The sequence below is a fragment of the Bacillus sp. FSL R7-0685 genome (genome assembly GCF_038002425.1).
Classification (GTDB): Bacteria; Bacillota; Bacilli; order Bacillales; family Bacillaceae; genus Bacillus; species Bacillus subtilis.
Map to the genome: position 1 here is coordinate 2,752,063 of NZ_JBBOCN010000001.1, position 15,388 is coordinate 2,767,450.

A 15,388-nucleotide genomic window follows, 5' to 3' on the forward strand; every position below is an offset into this window, starting at 1 on the left:
CGTTGCGGGGAAAACTATCTTCTAATCGGTTCTTGCAGTGAGATGCATTCCACATGGCCTACCTCATGCCCAAACCAATCGTCTGCGATTTTCGCAAACTGATCACGCGCTCCTGTTGTCAAGAACTGATGATCCGGGGCATTCGCAGACTGGTTCAGCAGCCCTTTATACGAGAGAATCGTGCTGACTTCCCGGGCTGTTTCATCGCCGGACGAAATAATGTTAACGTGTTCTCCCATATATCTTTGAATGGCTTCTTTTAAGATGGGATAGTGGGTGCAGCCTAAAATCAGCGAATCAATTGATGTGTCTTTTAACGGATACAGCGAGGTTTTGACAATCTCGTCTGCTGTTTTGTCGAGAAACTTCCCGCTTTCCACAAAAGGTACAAGCAGCGGGCAGGCAAGGTTTTCAACCTTCAGATCAGGATTTAATGCCAAAAGCGCCTCTTCGTATGCATTGCTCTTAATCGTATTCTCTGTGCCGATGACACCGATATGCTGATTATCCGTCACTTTTATCGCTGCTCTCGCACCAGGCTGGATCACTCCGACCACCGGTATACCGACGCTTCGCTGGATGTCATCCAATGCGATCGCTGTTGCTGTATTACAGGCGATCACGAGCATTTTGATGTGGTGGTTTTCAAGTAAATAATTCGTCAGCTCCCACGTATATTGAAGCACCTCTTCTTCAGGGCGCGGCCCATAAGGACACCGTTTCGTATCCCCGACGTAGATAATATTTTCTTTAGGTAGCTGTCTCATGATTTCCTTCGCAACGGTTAAACCGCCAACCCCGGAATCAATGACTCCTATTGGTTGTTCCAACAAAATCGCCTCATTTTCTCTTCATTTCATGCTGCAGTTTCATCAAAGATTTTTCGAAGATGGCTATTTCTTCATCTGTAAACGATTCGAACATATCACGCAGATATTCCTGTCTTTTTGTAATGACCTCTTGGATAATCCGTTCTCCTTCAGGCAGCAGATGTATCCGGACGACACGTCTGTCCGCCGGGTCCTTGACCCGCTCAACAAGCTCATTTTTTTGCATGCGGTCGATTAAGTCCGTTGTCGTGCTGCATGCCAGATACATTTTGCCCGATAATTCACCGATTGTCATATCTCCTAGTTCATAAAGCCATTGCAAGCCGACAAATTGCGGCGGCGTAATCGCATATTGATTAAGGATTTCTCGTCCTTTTTGCTTAATGATCGCGGCAATGTGGCGGAGTGACTTTTCAATATCCGCAACATGCTCCAAAGGTTTTGATGTCATTTGTCCATCCCTCACTCAAGGATCTCTTACGCACAAAAGCGTTCCGTGTCTATTTTCCTTCTTTTTTGAAGAAAATGCAAGACTCGCAGGAGAGAAATAGAGGACTTTAGTCAAACAACATCAAGAAATAAAATTTAATTTATGCTTGCCTACGTTTTTCACAGCATTCCAAATATGGTTTCGAATGTTCCAAACAAACAGCAATAACCGGCTCCTTCCAAAAGAAGGAATACCGGCAAGGATTAAAGCTCTAGCTCACCCATTCTAAGAAGCTCAACAACGGCTTGCGAACGCCCTTTCACACCCAATTTCTGCATGGCATTTGAAATATGGTTTCGAACGGTTTTCTCACTGATAAATAGCTCGCTTGCAATCTCCTTTGTTGTCTTATCTTGAACGAGCAATTCGAACACTTCTCTTTCTCTTTTCGTTAGCAGCGGCTTCGATTGAAATTCTTTCTCCTTCAAGTATTGTAACCCTCCTTGCTAAGGTGAGAGCGAATCAGAAACGAATGGGTTTTGATATAGTCGAGATATCATATGTAAGAAGGGCGCAGGAGGTGACGTTTACAAGATAATTAGTTTATCGTGTATGAAGGAGCGTTTCTTTCTCCTCATCTGTCCAGCTGACAGCCTTGCCGCTTTCCTTTGAGACTTGAACCATCACGACTGCCCCGGTGAAGCAGGGTTCGCCTTCGAGGTTCTCTCCGAGATAGTGCAAGGTAAGAGATGAACTGCCGACTGCGCTTGTTTTCACATAGATGCGCAACTCTTCATAAGGCATGACTTGGCGCAAATAATCGCATTGCTGGCTTGCCACGACTGTCATGGTCTGTTTGTTTTCACTCATCATATTCAGCTTTTTAAAATAAGAAATCCGCACCTCCTCAAAATATATAAAAGGGGTTACATTATTCATATGCCCAAACATGTCTGTCTCGGAAAATCTTACGGATACCTTATTGAAAAAAGAAAAGGATGTTTTCCATTCTTGAAACGGCATATCAATATAAGCGGGAAGCTTCATCTTTTTTCATCTCCTTATTGTTTAAAAAAACCTCTCCCATGCGGAAGAGGTTTTTTCTTCTTATACTCTGTCGCTTCCGAAGAAATTGCGGAACGCTTGTAAGTTTGTATCTCTATTCAAGGCTGCAATCGAAGTGGTAAGCGGAATCCCCTTCGGACAGGATTGAACACAGTTTTGCGAGTTGCCGCAATCTGCAAGGCCGCCTTCATCCATTAATGCTTCTAATCGTTCAGATTTATTCATGGCGCCTGTCGGATGCGCGTTAAACAGGCGGACTTGCGACATCGGTGCAGGCCCCATGAACTTCGATTTGCTGTTCACATTCGGGCAAGCTTCGAGGCAGACGCCGCATGTCATGCATTTTGATAATTCATATGCCCATTGACGGCGTTTTTCTGGCATTCTCGGCCCCGGTCCTAAATCGTACGTACCGTCAATCGGTATCCATGCTTTAACTTTTTTCAATGAATCAAACATTCTGCTGCGATCAACCTGCAAATCACGAACGACTGGGAATGTTTTCATTGGTTTTAAACGGATTGGCTGTTCAAGCTGGTCAATAAGCGCCGTACAAGACTGGCGGGGTTTTCCGTTTATAACCATTGAACATGCGCCGCATACTTCCTCAAGACAGTTCATATCCCATGTGACAGGGGTTGTCTTCTCACCTTTGACATTAACCGGATTCCGGCGGATTTCCATCAGAGCGGAAATGACGTTCAGATTCGGGCGGTATGGAATCTCAAATTCTTCATCATAAGGCGTGCTGTCAGCTGTATCTTGACGTGTGATAATAAATCGTATGGTTTTTTGTTCACTCATGATTATTTCGCCACCTTCTTCTTCGAGTAATCCCGTTTCCGAGGCGTTATCAGTGATACATCGACATCCTGATACTCAAATTCCGGCGCTTCATACGGGCTTACATGTTTAGCCATTGTTGTTTTGAGCCATTCATCATCATTACGTTCAGGATAATCCGGTTTATAATGGGCGCCCCGGCTTTCATTACGGTTGTATGCGCCAAGGGTAATCACCCTCGCAAGCTGAAGCATGTTCGAGAACTGGCGTGTGAACATCGCTCCCTGGTTGCTCCATTTTGTCGTGTCATTGATGTTGATCTTTTTGAAGCGCTCCATTAACTCCTGAATTTTGTCATCCGTTTTCAAAAGCTTGTCATTATGGCGGACAACCGTTACGTTCGCCGTCATCCACTCACCGAGCTCTTTGTGAAGAACATAGGCATTTTCGGTTCCGTCCATACTCATAATATCAGCCCATTTTTCTTCTTCTTTCTTAACGTGAGCGTCGAATAAAGATGAAGACATGTCTTCCGCTGAAGATTCTAAGCCGTTTACATATTTCACCGCATTCGGACCGGCCACCATGCCTCCGTAAATCGCAGACAGCAGGGAGTTCGCTCCCAAGCGGTTGCCGCCGTGCATAGAATAATCACATTCCCCAGCCGCAAACAGTCCAGGGATATTTGTCATTTGATCGTAATCCACCCATAAACCGCCCATAGAATAATGGACCGCCGGGAAGATTTTCATTGGGAGCTTACGCGGGTCGTCTCCCATGAATTTCTCATAAATCTCAATGATGCCTCCAAGCTTAATATCAAGCTCTTTCGGATCTTTATGAGACAGATCGAGATATACCATGTTTTCACCGTTAATGCCAAGCTTCTGGTTCACACACACATCAAATATTTCGCGTGTCGCAATATCACGCGGCACCAGGTTTCCGTATGCCGGATATTTTTCCTCCAGGAAATACCATGGTTTGCCGTCTTTATATGTCCACACGCGCCCGCCTTCACCACGCGCTGATTCACTCATCAGTCTTAATTTGTCATCGCCCGGTATGGCTGTCGGGTGGATTTGAATGAATTCTCCGTTTGCATAATACGCTCCCTGCTGATAAACGATTGACGCAGCAGATCCTGTATTAATCATGGAGTTCGTTGATTTTCCAAAGATGATTCCCGGTCCGCCCGTCGCCATAATGACAGCGTCTGAACGGAAGGATTCAATTTGCATGTTTGTCAGGTTTTGTGCAACAATTCCACGGCAGGTTCTGTCATCATCTAAAACAGCGCCAAGGAATTCCCAGCCTTCGTATTTTGTGACCAGACCCGCAACTTCGTATCTGCGCACTTGCTCGTCCAGTGCGTAAAGCAGCTGCTGTCCCGTCGTCGCACCAGCATAAGCAGTTCTGTGGTGCTGTGTACCCCCGAATCGGCGGAAATCAAGCAGGCCTTCAGGCGTCCGGTTAAACATGACGCCCATCCGGTCTAATAAGTGGATGATTGAAGGCGCCGCTTCACACATCGCCTTGACCGGCGGCTGGTTGGCAAGAAAGTCTCCCCCGTATACCGTGTCATCAAAATGTTCCCACGGAGAGTCACCTTCCCCTTTTGTATTGACCGCTCCGTTTATGCCGCCTTGCGCACAAACCGAATGAGAACGTTTGACAGGAACGATGGAAAACAACTTAACCGCCATTCCTGATTCCGCTGCTTTAATTGTCGCCATGAGGCCGGCAAGACCCCCGCCGACTACGATAATGCTTGATTGACTCATGATAGCCCCTCTCCCTCTAGTAATCTAGTACTCTTAAACAAATGCAAAAATCGCTTTTAAGCCTACGTATGACAGTGCAACAAAAATAATCAGCGTAACGTATGTCGAAATTCTTTGAGAACGAGGCGTTACCGTGATGCCCCAAGTAACAGCGAAAGACCATAAACCGTTCGAGAAGTGGAAAATTGTTGATAAAACACCGACAATGTAAAAACCAAGCATAGCCGGAGAGCTCAAAATATTCGCCATCATGTCGAAATTGACCTCAGCGCCCATTTGTGCGGCAATGCGGGTTTCCCACACGTGCCAGCTGACAAAAATGAGGGTGATGATACCGGTTACACGCTGCAGGACGAATAGCCAGTTTCTCATGTAGCTGTATTGGCCTGCGTTATTTTTCGCAGTAAACGCTATGTACACACCATAAACTGCATGATAAATTAATGGTAAGAAGATAATAAAAATTTCCAAGGCATACCTGAAAGGCAGGCTATCCATAAAATGAGCAGCGCTATTGAATGCTTCAGCGCCCCTTGCGGCAAACTGGTTGACGACTAAATGCTGAATAAGAAAGATGCCGACCGGTATGACGCCAAGCAAGGAATGCAATCTTCGAAAATAAAACTCTCTGTTCCCAGACATTACTTTACCCCCTGTTTGATAAGTGCGAAATGTGCTAAATCTCTTCCCCCACTTCTTTCAATTGTAAGCACTTTATTAAGATTTATTGACAATTTCATTTTACTCCTCCCTCAAAAGGGCGTCAAGAAAACGCGTACATAAATTATAATTTTCCGAATTGATTAGTTGATTGAAAAATTTTATTTTATCAATATATATTTCTTGCTTAATTTTTCATAAGAATTACAGGATCATTCTGTAATCCTCCCCCCTGTTTGAGCTATAATATACGCAGGAGAGAGGGGAGACAGATATGAAGTCTAAATTTGAAGCATCTATTGACAACCTAAAAGAAATTGAAATGAACGCCTATGCCTACGAACTAATACGAGAGATCGTTCTCCCAGATATGCTTGGCCAAGATTACTCTTCCATGATGTATTGGGCAGGAAAACATCTCGCCCGTAAGTTTCCTCTTGAATCATGGGAGGAATTTCCGGCCTTCTTTGAAGAAGCGGGCTGGGGAACCCTCACCAACGTAAACGCTAAAAAACAGGAGCTTGAATTTGAACTTGAAGGGCCGATTATTTCCAACCGGCTTAAACATCAGAAAGAACCTTGCTTTCAGCTGGAGGCTGGTTTTATCGCTGAACAAATTCAATTGATGAATGATCAGATTGCCGAATCATATGAACAAGTGAAAAAGAGAGCCGATAAAGTGGTTCTGACTGTGAAATGGGATATGAAAGACCCAGTGTAATCAAAAAGGCGGTGACTGCATAGTCCCGCCTTTTTGATTGTCATTACACAGCTGAAGGGTGTTTTGAAAGCTCAAATGCATCGTGAAGCGACTCGACTGCTTTCACCATGTCATTTTCGCTTACGACTGTTGACACTTTGATTTCAGATGTGCTGACCATTTTGATTAAAATATTTTTTTGCGCCAGTACAGCAAACATTTCAGCCGCTACACCAGGATTTGAGACCATGCCGGATCCAACAATAGATACTTTAGCCAATTTGCTTTCTGTCTCGATTTTCTCAAATTCCAGCGCGTCTTTATACTCTTCAAGCACCGCAACGGTTTGGTCTGCATCTTCTGTTTTGACAGAGAAGGAAATTCCAGTCTTGTCCTCGGCCTGCGTTTGGATAATGATATCCACGTTTATGTTTCTTTTGGCAAGTGTTGTAAAAATAGTAGACAAAGTTGTCAGGCCGCTAGTCAGCCCGTAAATGGTTACTCTTGTGATTTGATCTTCAAATGCAATGCCTCTGACAATTAAATTCTGTTCCATGGATGATTCCTCCTCAATTAATGTTCCCGCTTCGGTTTCTGTACTTGAACGCACTTCTAACGGCACTTGGTAATTTTTCGCGAACTCAACTGCTCTCGGATGAAGAACACCGGCGCCTAAATTGGCAAGCTCAAGCATTTCATCGTATGAGATGCCCTCAAGTTTTCTCGCTGATTTCACATAGCGCGGATCGGTTGTAAACACGCCTGGCACGTCTGTGTATATGTCACATTTATCAGCTTTTAAAGCGGCAGCCAAAGCAACTGCTGTTGTATCTGAACCGCCCCGGCCCAATGTCGTAATTTCACAATCCTCTGTCATGCCTTGGAATCCTGCAACAATGACAATTTTTCCTTTTTCAAGCTGGTCTGCTAAAACCGAAGTGTCGATATCTGTAATTCTGGCGTTTCCGTGAATGGCCTCCGTACGGATTCCCGCCTGCCAGCCAGTATAAGACACAGCGTCATAGCCTTTTTCCTGCAATGCCATTGAAAGGAGTGAAATCGTGACCTGCTCGCCTGTCGCCAGCAGCATATCCATTTCGCGTTTGCTCGGCTGGTCAGAAATAGCTTTTGCAAGGCTGACCAATTCGTCAGTGGATTTTCCCATTGCTGAAACGACGACAACGACTTGATGGCCTTTCTGTTTTTCTGCAATTGCGCGGTTTGCCGCATTTTGAATGTTTTCGACTGAGCCAACGGAAGTGCCTCCGAATTTTTGTACAATAAGACCCATGTATTACCACCCTTTACATTTTGGTTCGTGCGGGTGAGGAGAAAGAGCGCTTTGTCCACAATAAAAAAAGCAATGAGAGGAATACTCTCATTGCTTATCAATTAATCATCATAAATGATTATGAACAACGAGATAGCCCTCCAAGAAAATGATTTCTTGACAGCCTTACATTTATTCAATGCACGGCCAGCAAATAATACCGATGGGGTTTTATTTGCTTCGGCGACGCTCCCCTTTCAGCCTTTTTCACAGAATCCATCTTTCTCCAAAGGCATACTCTTGAAGTTCGCACCTCTATCTTCACCATATAACACGATCTAACTATGAAATTAGTTCACATTTTATCAGATCTTATTTAAAAGGACAACATTATTTTTGCAATTTGTCGTAAAGGAGCTGAGCCGCCGCTGTGGGAACACCGGCTTTTTTGATGTCCTCAAGGCTTGCTTCCTTCATTTTTTTAACGGAACCGAAATGCTTTAACAGCATTTTCTTTCTTTTCTCTCCGATACCCGGGATGTCGTCCAAAACGGATTGAAACGCGCTTTTTCCGCGGATTTGCCTGTGAAAACTGATTGCAAAACGGTGCACCTCGTCCTGAATGCGCTGCAGGAGGTAAAATTCCTGGCTGTTTCGTTCCAGATACACCACCTCCAGCGGATCACCGATCAGTAAATTTGAGGTTCTGTGTTTTTCATCTTTCGCTAGACCGGCGATCGGGATATCCAAGCCGAGTTCATTTTCAATGACATCCCTTGCTGCGTTGATCTGCCCTTTTCCTCCGTCAATGATAATCAGATCGGGCAGCGGCAGATTCTCACGAAGCACTCTCGTATAGCGTCTTCTGACAACCTCTCTCATAGAACCGTAATCATCCGGCCCTGTAACAGTTTTGATTTTATATTTGCGGTATTCCTTTTTGTATGGTTTGCCATCGATAAACACAATCATCGCGGAAACCGGGTTTGTCCCCTGTATGTTTGAGTTGTCAAACGCTTCAATTCTGTGCGGCGTATAAATATTTAATGCCTCACCTAGTTTCTGCACAGCCCCGATTGAACGCTCCTCGTCGCGTTCGATTAAAGAGAATTTTTCTTTCAATGCGATTTTCGCATTTTTATGGGCAAGCATGAGCAGTTCTTTTTTCGGGCCTTTCTTCGGCTGGTGAACGTTTGTTTCCAGCAGCTGCTCGATCATGGATTGATCTACGCTGTCCGGAACTAAAATCTCCTTCGGAAGGAAGTGGTTGTTTTTTGAATAGAACTGCCCGATGAACGTGAGGAACTCTTCATCTGCTTCCTGATAAAGCGGGAACATGCTGACATCGCGTTCAATGAGCTTTCCTTGGCGGATGAAAAAGACCTGCACGCACATCCAGCCCTTATCGTACGCGTACGCGAACACATCACGGTCGACTAGATCGTTCATCGTCATTTTTTGTTTTTCCATCGTTGATTCAATATGGGCCATTTGGTCACGAAGCTCTTTTGCTCGTTCAAACTCAAGATTCTCAGCAGCTTCATGCATTTTCTCTTCAAGCTCTTTTTTGACCTCATTATAGCCGCCCCTTAAGAAACGTGTAATGCTTTCAACCAGCTCTCTGTTCGTCTCTTCGGAAATATCCTTTACACACGGAGCGAGGCATTGGCCCAGATGATAGTAAAGGCACACTCTGTCCGGGAGCTTGGAGCATTTTCTGAGAGGATACAGACGGTCGAGCAGTTTTTTTGTTTCCCTTGCTGCCTGTACATTCGGATACGGCCCGAAATAGCGCCCTTTGTCTTTTTTGACATTGCGTGTGACAATCAGCCTTGGGTGGCGTTCATGGGTGAGTTTTATGAAAGGATAGGTTTTGTCGTCTTTGAGCATGACGTTGTATTTCGGATCATGCTTTTTGATCAGATTCATTTCTAAAATAAGCGCTTCAAGATTGGAGGACGTCACGATATATTCAAAATCCTCGATTTCCGTCACAAGCCTTTGGGTTTTCGCGTCGTGAGAACCGGTGAAGTAGGAGCGCACTCTGTTTTTCAGCACTTTTGCTTTCCCTACGTAGATCACAGTCTGCTGCCGGTCCTTCATGAGATAACAACCCGGTTGATCAGGAAGGAGGGCGAGTTTTTCTTTCAGTTGTTTGTTCATATGTTACCCTTCCTTATGTTTAATCCTTTATTTCCAGTTTAACACGAACGTTTGTTTTTCTCTATGGTTCACAATTGGCGAATAAAAAAAGCGATCCCTCAATCGGAATCGCTCTGGCATGTAAGCAGCGGAAAATTAAAGATGTTTGTTTACAAGCTCTTGAAGCGCTTCTTTTGGTTTGAAGCCGACTGAAGTTTCAACTACTTCGCCGTCTTTTAACACAAGAAGAGTCGGGATGCTCATAACGCCGTATTTTCCGGCAGTTTCTTGGTTTTCGTCTACATCGATTTTTACGATTTTCAGTTTGTCTCCCATTTCTTGATCCAATTCTTCAAGAACAGGTGCAATCATTTTACAAGGTCCGCACCAAGGAGCCCAGAAGTCTGCCAGTACGACGCCTTCGCTTGTTTCAGCTGAGAAAGATTGATCAGTTGCTTTTACGATAGCCATTATTGAATTCCTCCAATGTGAAATGATGATTTTTAGTATAGCATCTCCCATTCGTTCACGCTATTTTAATGCTTACAAATTATTTTTTCCTGATCACAGCCGGTTTACTCATTTTTATATGGTTGAATGGGATATGCTCTTTTTTTAAAACACAAATCTGATAATGGCCCCGATCACTACAATTGCCCCAATAATCATTAAAATGGTACGAAGCATAAGATCACATCTCCTCTTCACTGTCATGTACTTTACCATGCCCTGCCGGAGCTGTTTTAAAACCTGAAAAAGAGCGCCGGCATGAAGCTCCGGCGCTCTTGCGCGATTAAGAATCAGCACGCAGCGTAAGTAAGACGACTGACATTGGCGGGAGTTTTACTTTCAGTTTGTTTTTGCTGAGCGTGTATTGTCTGAAGGATTCCGGTTTGACATGATGAGGATCGTCAAACGTGTTATGCGCATTCATTTTTTCTGCCGTAAGAATGACTCCGGAATGGTCCGCTGCCTTGTGTAGGCCTCTCAGCTCGATTTCCGCCTCCGCTTTGTTTTGGTGATCGATGTTGCAAATAGTGATATTGATATCACCTTCAGCTTGTTTCGACGCTGAAATGCTGATTTGCGGAAGCGTTTCACCCTTCCATTCATAGTCGGCAGACATTGTCTCTGTTGCTAAAAGAGAAGCGTCCTGGTGCACCTTAAACATATTGAATACATGGTACGTCGGTGTCAAAAGCATCCGCTCGCCCTCAGTCAAAATCATCGCTTGTAGAACGTTTACTGTTTGGGCGATGTTGGCCATTTGCACCCGGCGGCAATGCTGATGGAAAATGTGGAAATGAGAAGCCGCCACCAGTGCATCACGAATGGTGTTTTGCTGATATAAGAAACCGGGATTCGTGCCTGGCTCGGGATCAAACCAAGTGCCCCATTCATCAATAATCAGCCCGACCCGCTGCTCCGGATCGTACCGGTCCATGATCGTGCCGTGTTTTTGAATCAATTCATCGATGTATTTGGCTTTTTTCATCGTAATAAACCACTCATCTTCCGTGAATTCTGTGGCTGATCCTTTGCCCTTCCAGAAATCCCCCGGAATCGTGTAATAATGAAGACTCAACCCGTCCATCAGGCCAGCGGCTTTTTTCATAAGCACGTCCGTCCAATTAAAATCATCCACATTTGCTCCGCCTGCAATTTTATAAATTTCATTCCCGCTGTAATTGCGGACATAAGTCTGAAAACGCCGGTACAGATCTGCGTAGTATTCGGGATGCATGTTGCCGCCGCAGCCCCAATTTTCATTACCCACGCCGAAATATTTCAGATTCCAAGGCTCTTCTCTTCCATTTTGTTTTCTCCAGTCTGACATCGGCGTGCCTTCTTCAAATGTCATATACTCAATCCACTCCGCCATTTCCTGAACGGTTCCGCTTCCGACATTGCCGCAAATATATGGCTCACATTCAAGCAGCTCGCAAAGCATCATAAATTCATGCGTTCCGAATTCATTTGATTCAATTGTACCGCCCCAGTGAGTGTTCAGCATTGTCTTACGGTCACCGACACCGTTTGCCCAATGGTATTCGTCCGCAAAACACCCGCCCGGCCACCTGAGGACAGGAATGTGCAGCTGTTTGAGCGCCTCCAGCACGTCCTTTCGTATCCCGTTGATATTGGGGATGTCTGAGTCCGTTCCGACCCAGATCCCCTCATAAATCCCTCTTCCTAAATGCTCAGCAAAATGACCGTATATATTTTTGTTAATGGTTCCTTTTACGATATCTGTTTGAATCACTGCTTGATGTTCAGACATGCCTCTGATCATTCCTTTCATACGGATATGAAAAGCACCACAGTCAAATATGTGATCTGTCTTTTGCCTGAGGAGTCAGCATGAATGTAAGCGCTTTTAAAGTAACCATATTATATATGTTCGTACATGTCAACGACATTTTCTATCTCATTTATATTTGTACGTATGTATTTACAAATATAAAAACCCGGACTTTTAAAGTCCGGGATTTCCTTTATGAGTGTATATTCAACTGTTTGAATTCCTCAGTTAATAACGGGACAACTTCAAATAAATCACCGACGATGCCGTAATCCGCTATGTTAAAGATATCGGCTTCGGGATCTTTATTGATGGCGACGATCACCTTGCTGTTTGACATGCCGGCCAAATGCTGGATGGCACCGGAAATGCCGCATGCAATGTACAAATCCGGAGTGACGACTTTCCCCGTCTGCCCGATTTGAAGAGCGTAATCGCAATAATCAGCGTCACATGCCCCGCGAGAAGCCCCGACTGCGGCCCCTAGCACCTCTGCAAGCTCCTGCAGAGGCTGAAATCCCTCCTTGCTTTTGACTCCTCGGCCGCCCGCAACGATAATTTTTGCTTCGGAGAGATCAACGCCGTCAGCTGTTTTTTTCACGACCTCTTGGATAACAGTGCGGAGGTCAGTAAGAGAAACATCAATGCTTTCGATGCTCCCCGATCTGCTGGTGTCTTTTTCTGAAGCTTGAATGTTATTGGGGCGAATTGTTGCAAAGATCATCGGATCGGTTGAAATGACGCGTTCAAAAGCTTTCCCCGAGTAAATCGGCCGTGTGAACACAACATTCCCTCCGGTAACGCTTACATCTATAGCATCAGAAATTAAGCCTGTTTGCAGCCGGGCAGCAAGCTTCGGTGAAAGATCCTTGCCCATTGCCGTATGCCCGAAGATGACTGAATCAGGATTTTCTTGCTCGATAACACCTCTCATGACCTGGCTGTACCCGTCTGCCGTGTATGTTTTCAGCTTCGGGTCCTCAGCGGTAAGAACTTTATCTGCTCCGTAATGAATAAGCTCTTGTGCAATGCTTTGTACATTTTCACCGATGAGAACACCGATGACTTCCCCATCTCCTGAAATGGTTCGTCCTGCAGCTATTGCTTCAAAGGTGACATTCCGCAATTCCCCATCGCGTATTTCTCCAAGCACGATCACTTTTTTTCCCATTCTAACATCCCCCTGTTTCTTTGAATGTCCAAGCTTTAAATGACTTTAGCTTCGCTGCGGAGCAATGAAACAAGCTCTTTTGCCTGTTCAGCAGGCTCACCTTGGAGAAGCTTCCCGGCTTCTTTTTTCGGCGGCAGAAAACGTTCAATGGTTTTCAGCTTTGGTTCGGCATCCTCTTCGTCCAGGTCAAGATCATCAAGTTCAAGCTCTTCAAGCGGCTTTTTCTTAGCCTTCATAATTCCCGGAAGCGATGGATAGCGCGGCTCGTTTAAGCCCTGCTGAGCTGTGACAAGCAATGGGAGCGTCGTTTTGATTTTTTCAACATCCCCTTCGACGTCCCTTTCTGCTTCTGCATCAGTGCCGTTGATTTCGAGTTTGGTGATCGTAGTGATACACGGAATGTCCAGTAGCTCGGCAAGCCGAGGCGCCACTTGTCCTGATCCTCCGTCAATGGCAACATTTCCGCCGAGAATCAAATCAAACTCCTGATCCTTCATATAGTGGTATAAAACTTGAGAAATGGAATATTGGTCGGGTTCTTCAAGATCATCTTCTATGTTGATTAAAACAGCTTGGTCACAACCCATGGCAAGCGCCGTACGCAATTCTTTCTCCGCTTCTTCACCGCCGACCGTGACAGCGGTGATCGTGCCGCCATGCTTTTCCTTCAGCTGGATGGCTTCTTCTATCGCGTACTCATCATATGGATTAATGATCCATTCCGCTCCGTCATCCTGAATCTTTCCTGTTTCAATGACGATTTTTTCTTCTGTGTCAAACGTTCGTTTCATCAGTACAAATAGATTCATGATCATATCCCCTTTTATTCGCCTTTGAACTGAGGCTTTCTTTTTTCGAGAAATGCCTGGATGCCTTCCTTGGCGTCCTCTGACTCAAATGCTTCCCCAAATCGCTTTGCTTCAAGCTTTAAGCTGCCTTCATAGGAATACACCTTGTTGGAATAAAGAAGTTCAAGCAAAGATGCCAGCGTTTGCGGGCTTTTCTCTGCAAACTTAGCGGCAAGTGCTTTTGCTTTTTCAATCACTTCTGCCTCATCTTTCGCTCCAATTGAGACAAGTCCGAGATCAAGCGCTTCTTTTCCGGATATCGGTTCTCCTGATCCGATGAGCTCCAGTGCTTTGGCTGTACCGACATATTTCGGAAGGCGCTGTGTCCCCGCAAAACCCGGAATGATACCGAGATTAAGCTCCGGGAGCCCCAGCTTAGCATCTTCTGCTGCGATTCTGATATGACAGGCCATCGCAAGCTCCAGCCCGCCTCCGAGAGCAGCGCCGTGAATCGCTGCGATAATCGGTTTTGGAAAGCTTTCGATTCTCTCCATTAACTGCTGGCCGCGCTCAGCGAGCAATGAGGAATCCTCATTGCCTTTAAGCGATGTAAATTCTTTAATATCAGCGCCGGCTGAGAAAAATCTTCCCTCGCCGTGAATGATAATGCTTCGTACGCCTGCATCTGTCTCACATTGATCAAGACAGGAAGACAGCTCTTCTAATATCCGGCTGGAAAGCGCATTTGCCGGCGGATTGTGAATCGTCAAAACTGCCACAAATTGATCAACTGCCAGTGATATTGCATTCATAGGACAGAACTCCTTTACTTATTATGAATTCCGGACACCAATAATTCTAAAACGCTGTCTGAAAGCGCAGCAAGATCGTACTTTTGGTCATTCATCACCCATGTTGTCACGGTTTCGTCAATCGTTCCAAAAATCATCTGCCGGGCGAGGCGGACGTCGAGGCCTTCTTTTAATTCGCCTGATTGTATGCCTTCCGTCAAAATGCCATCCAAAATATTTAAGTAGCCTTTTAATATTTCGTTGATTTTTTGGCGCAGCTCCAAGTTGGATTGGCGGAGCTCAAGCTGCGTGACAATTGCGAGATTATGGTCACCCGCTAAAAGGGAAAAATGCTTTGAAATCACAAGCGCCAATTTCTCTTTCGCTGTTGCTTTTTCTTTAATGTCCTCTTCCATCCGCTCAATAAATTGACCCATTTTTTCTTTGAAAAGAGAAATTAAAATATCTTCTTTGTTTTTAAAATAGAGATAGATGGTGCCGTCCGCTACCCCGGCTTGTTTGGCAATTTTGGATACCTGTGACTGGTGGTAGCCGTTTTCTGCAATGACTTCTACTGCTGCATCAATAATCTGCATATACTTTGGCCGTTTTTGCTTCAATGTTCATCGTTCCTTCCTATAGAAATGAATGACTATTCATTCATAATTTCAT

The 15,388-nt window shown here is 44.9% G+C and carries 17 protein-coding genes and 1 riboswitch; of the genes, 1 reads left to right on the forward strand and 16 read right to left on the reverse strand.

The window, feature by feature from the left end; genetic code table 11:
* Positions 1 to 14: 14 nt before the first annotated feature.
* The 7 genes from racE to sdhC all read right to left on the reverse strand — a co-directional run bounded on the left by racE (position 15) and on the right by sdhC (position 5,534).
* A complete protein-coding gene (racE, locus tag MKY50_RS14440) occupies positions 15 to 833 on the reverse strand; it encodes a glutamate racemase (RefSeq protein WP_015251521.1) in 819 nt (272 codons plus the stop codon).
* A 7-nt stretch (positions 834 to 840) separates the two neighbouring features.
* Positions 841 to 1,281: a MarR family winged helix-turn-helix transcriptional regulator gene (locus MKY50_RS14445; protein WP_003229573.1), complete on the reverse strand. Its 441-nt coding sequence runs from the start codon at positions 1,279 to 1,281 to the stop codon at positions 841 to 843.
* Between the two features lie 242 nt (positions 1,282 to 1,523).
* Entirely contained in the window at positions 1,524 to 1,748 is a 225-nt protein-coding gene (gene gerE, locus MKY50_RS14450) for a spore germination transcription factor GerE (RefSeq protein ID WP_003184172.1), read from the reverse strand.
* 115 nt (positions 1,749 to 1,863) lie between these two features.
* Positions 1,864 to 2,307 (reverse strand): acyl-CoA thioesterase, encoded by a 444-nt coding sequence (locus MKY50_RS14455; RefSeq protein ID WP_004398491.1) that lies wholly within the window; start codon positions 2,305 to 2,307, stop codon positions 1,864 to 1,866.
* Between the two features lie 60 nt (positions 2,308 to 2,367).
* Positions 2,368 to 3,129 (reverse strand): succinate dehydrogenase iron-sulfur subunit, encoded by a 762-nt coding sequence (sdhB, locus tag MKY50_RS14460; protein WP_003229569.1) that lies wholly within the window; start codon positions 3,127 to 3,129, stop codon positions 2,368 to 2,370.
* A gap of 2 nt (positions 3,130 to 3,131) precedes the next feature.
* Positions 3,132 to 4,892: a succinate dehydrogenase flavoprotein subunit gene (sdhA, locus tag MKY50_RS14465; protein ID WP_003229567.1), complete on the reverse strand. Its 1,761-nt coding sequence runs from the start codon at positions 4,890 to 4,892 to the stop codon at positions 3,132 to 3,134.
* A gap of 33 nt (positions 4,893 to 4,925) precedes the next feature.
* Complete coding sequence (gene sdhC, locus MKY50_RS14470; RefSeq protein ID WP_003222512.1) at positions 4,926 to 5,534, reverse strand: succinate dehydrogenase cytochrome B558; 609 nt, start codon at positions 5,532 to 5,534, stop codon at positions 4,926 to 4,928.
* Between the two features lie 292 nt (positions 5,535 to 5,826).
* Between sdhC and MKY50_RS14475 the strand changes: the two genes are divergently transcribed.
* The gene (locus tag MKY50_RS14475) at positions 5,827 to 6,273 is read left to right on the forward strand and encodes a YslB family protein (RefSeq protein ID WP_029318203.1); all 447 of its coding nucleotides are present in this window, start codon (positions 5,827 to 5,829) and stop codon (positions 6,271 to 6,273) included.
* A gap of 43 nt (positions 6,274 to 6,316) precedes the next feature.
* Here MKY50_RS14475 and MKY50_RS14480 read toward each other — a convergent pair whose 3' ends face one another.
* From MKY50_RS14480 to fadR, 9 genes are all read right to left on the reverse strand, one after another.
* Positions 6,317 to 7,543, reverse strand: a complete 1,227-nt coding sequence (locus MKY50_RS14480) for an aspartate kinase (RefSeq protein ID WP_341116870.1) — start codon at positions 7,541 to 7,543, stop codon at positions 6,317 to 6,319.
* Positions 7,544 to 7,668: 125 nt separating this feature from the next.
* A riboswitch (Lysine riboswitch) is annotated at positions 7,669 to 7,848 on the reverse strand.
* 64 nt (positions 7,849 to 7,912) lie between these two features.
* A complete protein-coding gene (uvrC, locus tag MKY50_RS14485) occupies positions 7,913 to 9,685 on the reverse strand; it encodes an excinuclease ABC subunit UvrC (protein WP_003229562.1) in 1,773 nt (590 codons plus the stop codon).
* Positions 9,686 to 9,820: 135 nt separating this feature from the next.
* On the reverse strand, positions 9,821 to 10,135 hold the full coding sequence (gene trxA, locus MKY50_RS14490) for a thioredoxin (RefSeq protein WP_003222500.1): 315 nt from the start codon (positions 10,133 to 10,135) through the stop codon (positions 9,821 to 9,823).
* Between the two features lie 144 nt (positions 10,136 to 10,279).
* Positions 10,280 to 10,471 (reverse strand): hypothetical protein, encoded by a 192-nt coding sequence (locus tag MKY50_RS14495; protein WP_003229558.1) that lies wholly within the window; start codon positions 10,469 to 10,471, stop codon positions 10,280 to 10,282.
* Positions 10,458 to 11,945 carry an alpha-L-arabinofuranosidase AbfB gene (gene abfB / locus MKY50_RS14500; RefSeq protein WP_015251517.1) on the reverse strand — a complete coding sequence of 496 codons (1,488 nt, stop codon included), beginning with the start codon at positions 11,943 to 11,945 and terminating at the stop codon, positions 10,458 to 10,460. Before abfB ends, MKY50_RS14495 begins: the two co-directional genes overlap by 14 nt.
* 214 nt (positions 11,946 to 12,159) lie before the next feature.
* The gene (gene etfA / locus MKY50_RS14505; RefSeq protein WP_341116872.1) at positions 12,160 to 13,137 is read right to left on the reverse strand and encodes an electron transfer flavoprotein subunit alpha; all 978 of its coding nucleotides are present in this window, start codon (positions 13,135 to 13,137) and stop codon (positions 12,160 to 12,162) included.
* Positions 13,138 to 13,172: 35 nt separating this feature from the next.
* Positions 13,173 to 13,946 (reverse strand): electron transfer flavoprotein subunit beta, encoded by a 774-nt coding sequence (etfB, locus tag MKY50_RS14510; protein WP_014480500.1) that lies wholly within the window; start codon positions 13,944 to 13,946, stop codon positions 13,173 to 13,175.
* Between the two features lie 14 nt (positions 13,947 to 13,960).
* A complete protein-coding gene (locus tag MKY50_RS14515; RefSeq protein ID WP_128993259.1) occupies positions 13,961 to 14,737 on the reverse strand; it encodes an enoyl-CoA hydratase in 777 nt (258 codons plus the stop codon).
* 14 nt (positions 14,738 to 14,751) lie between these two features.
* The gene (gene fadR, locus MKY50_RS14520; protein WP_014477593.1) at positions 14,752 to 15,336 is read right to left on the reverse strand and encodes a fatty acid metabolism transcriptional regulator FadR; all 585 of its coding nucleotides are present in this window, start codon (positions 15,334 to 15,336) and stop codon (positions 14,752 to 14,754) included.
* Positions 15,337 to 15,388: the final 52 nt, after the last annotated feature.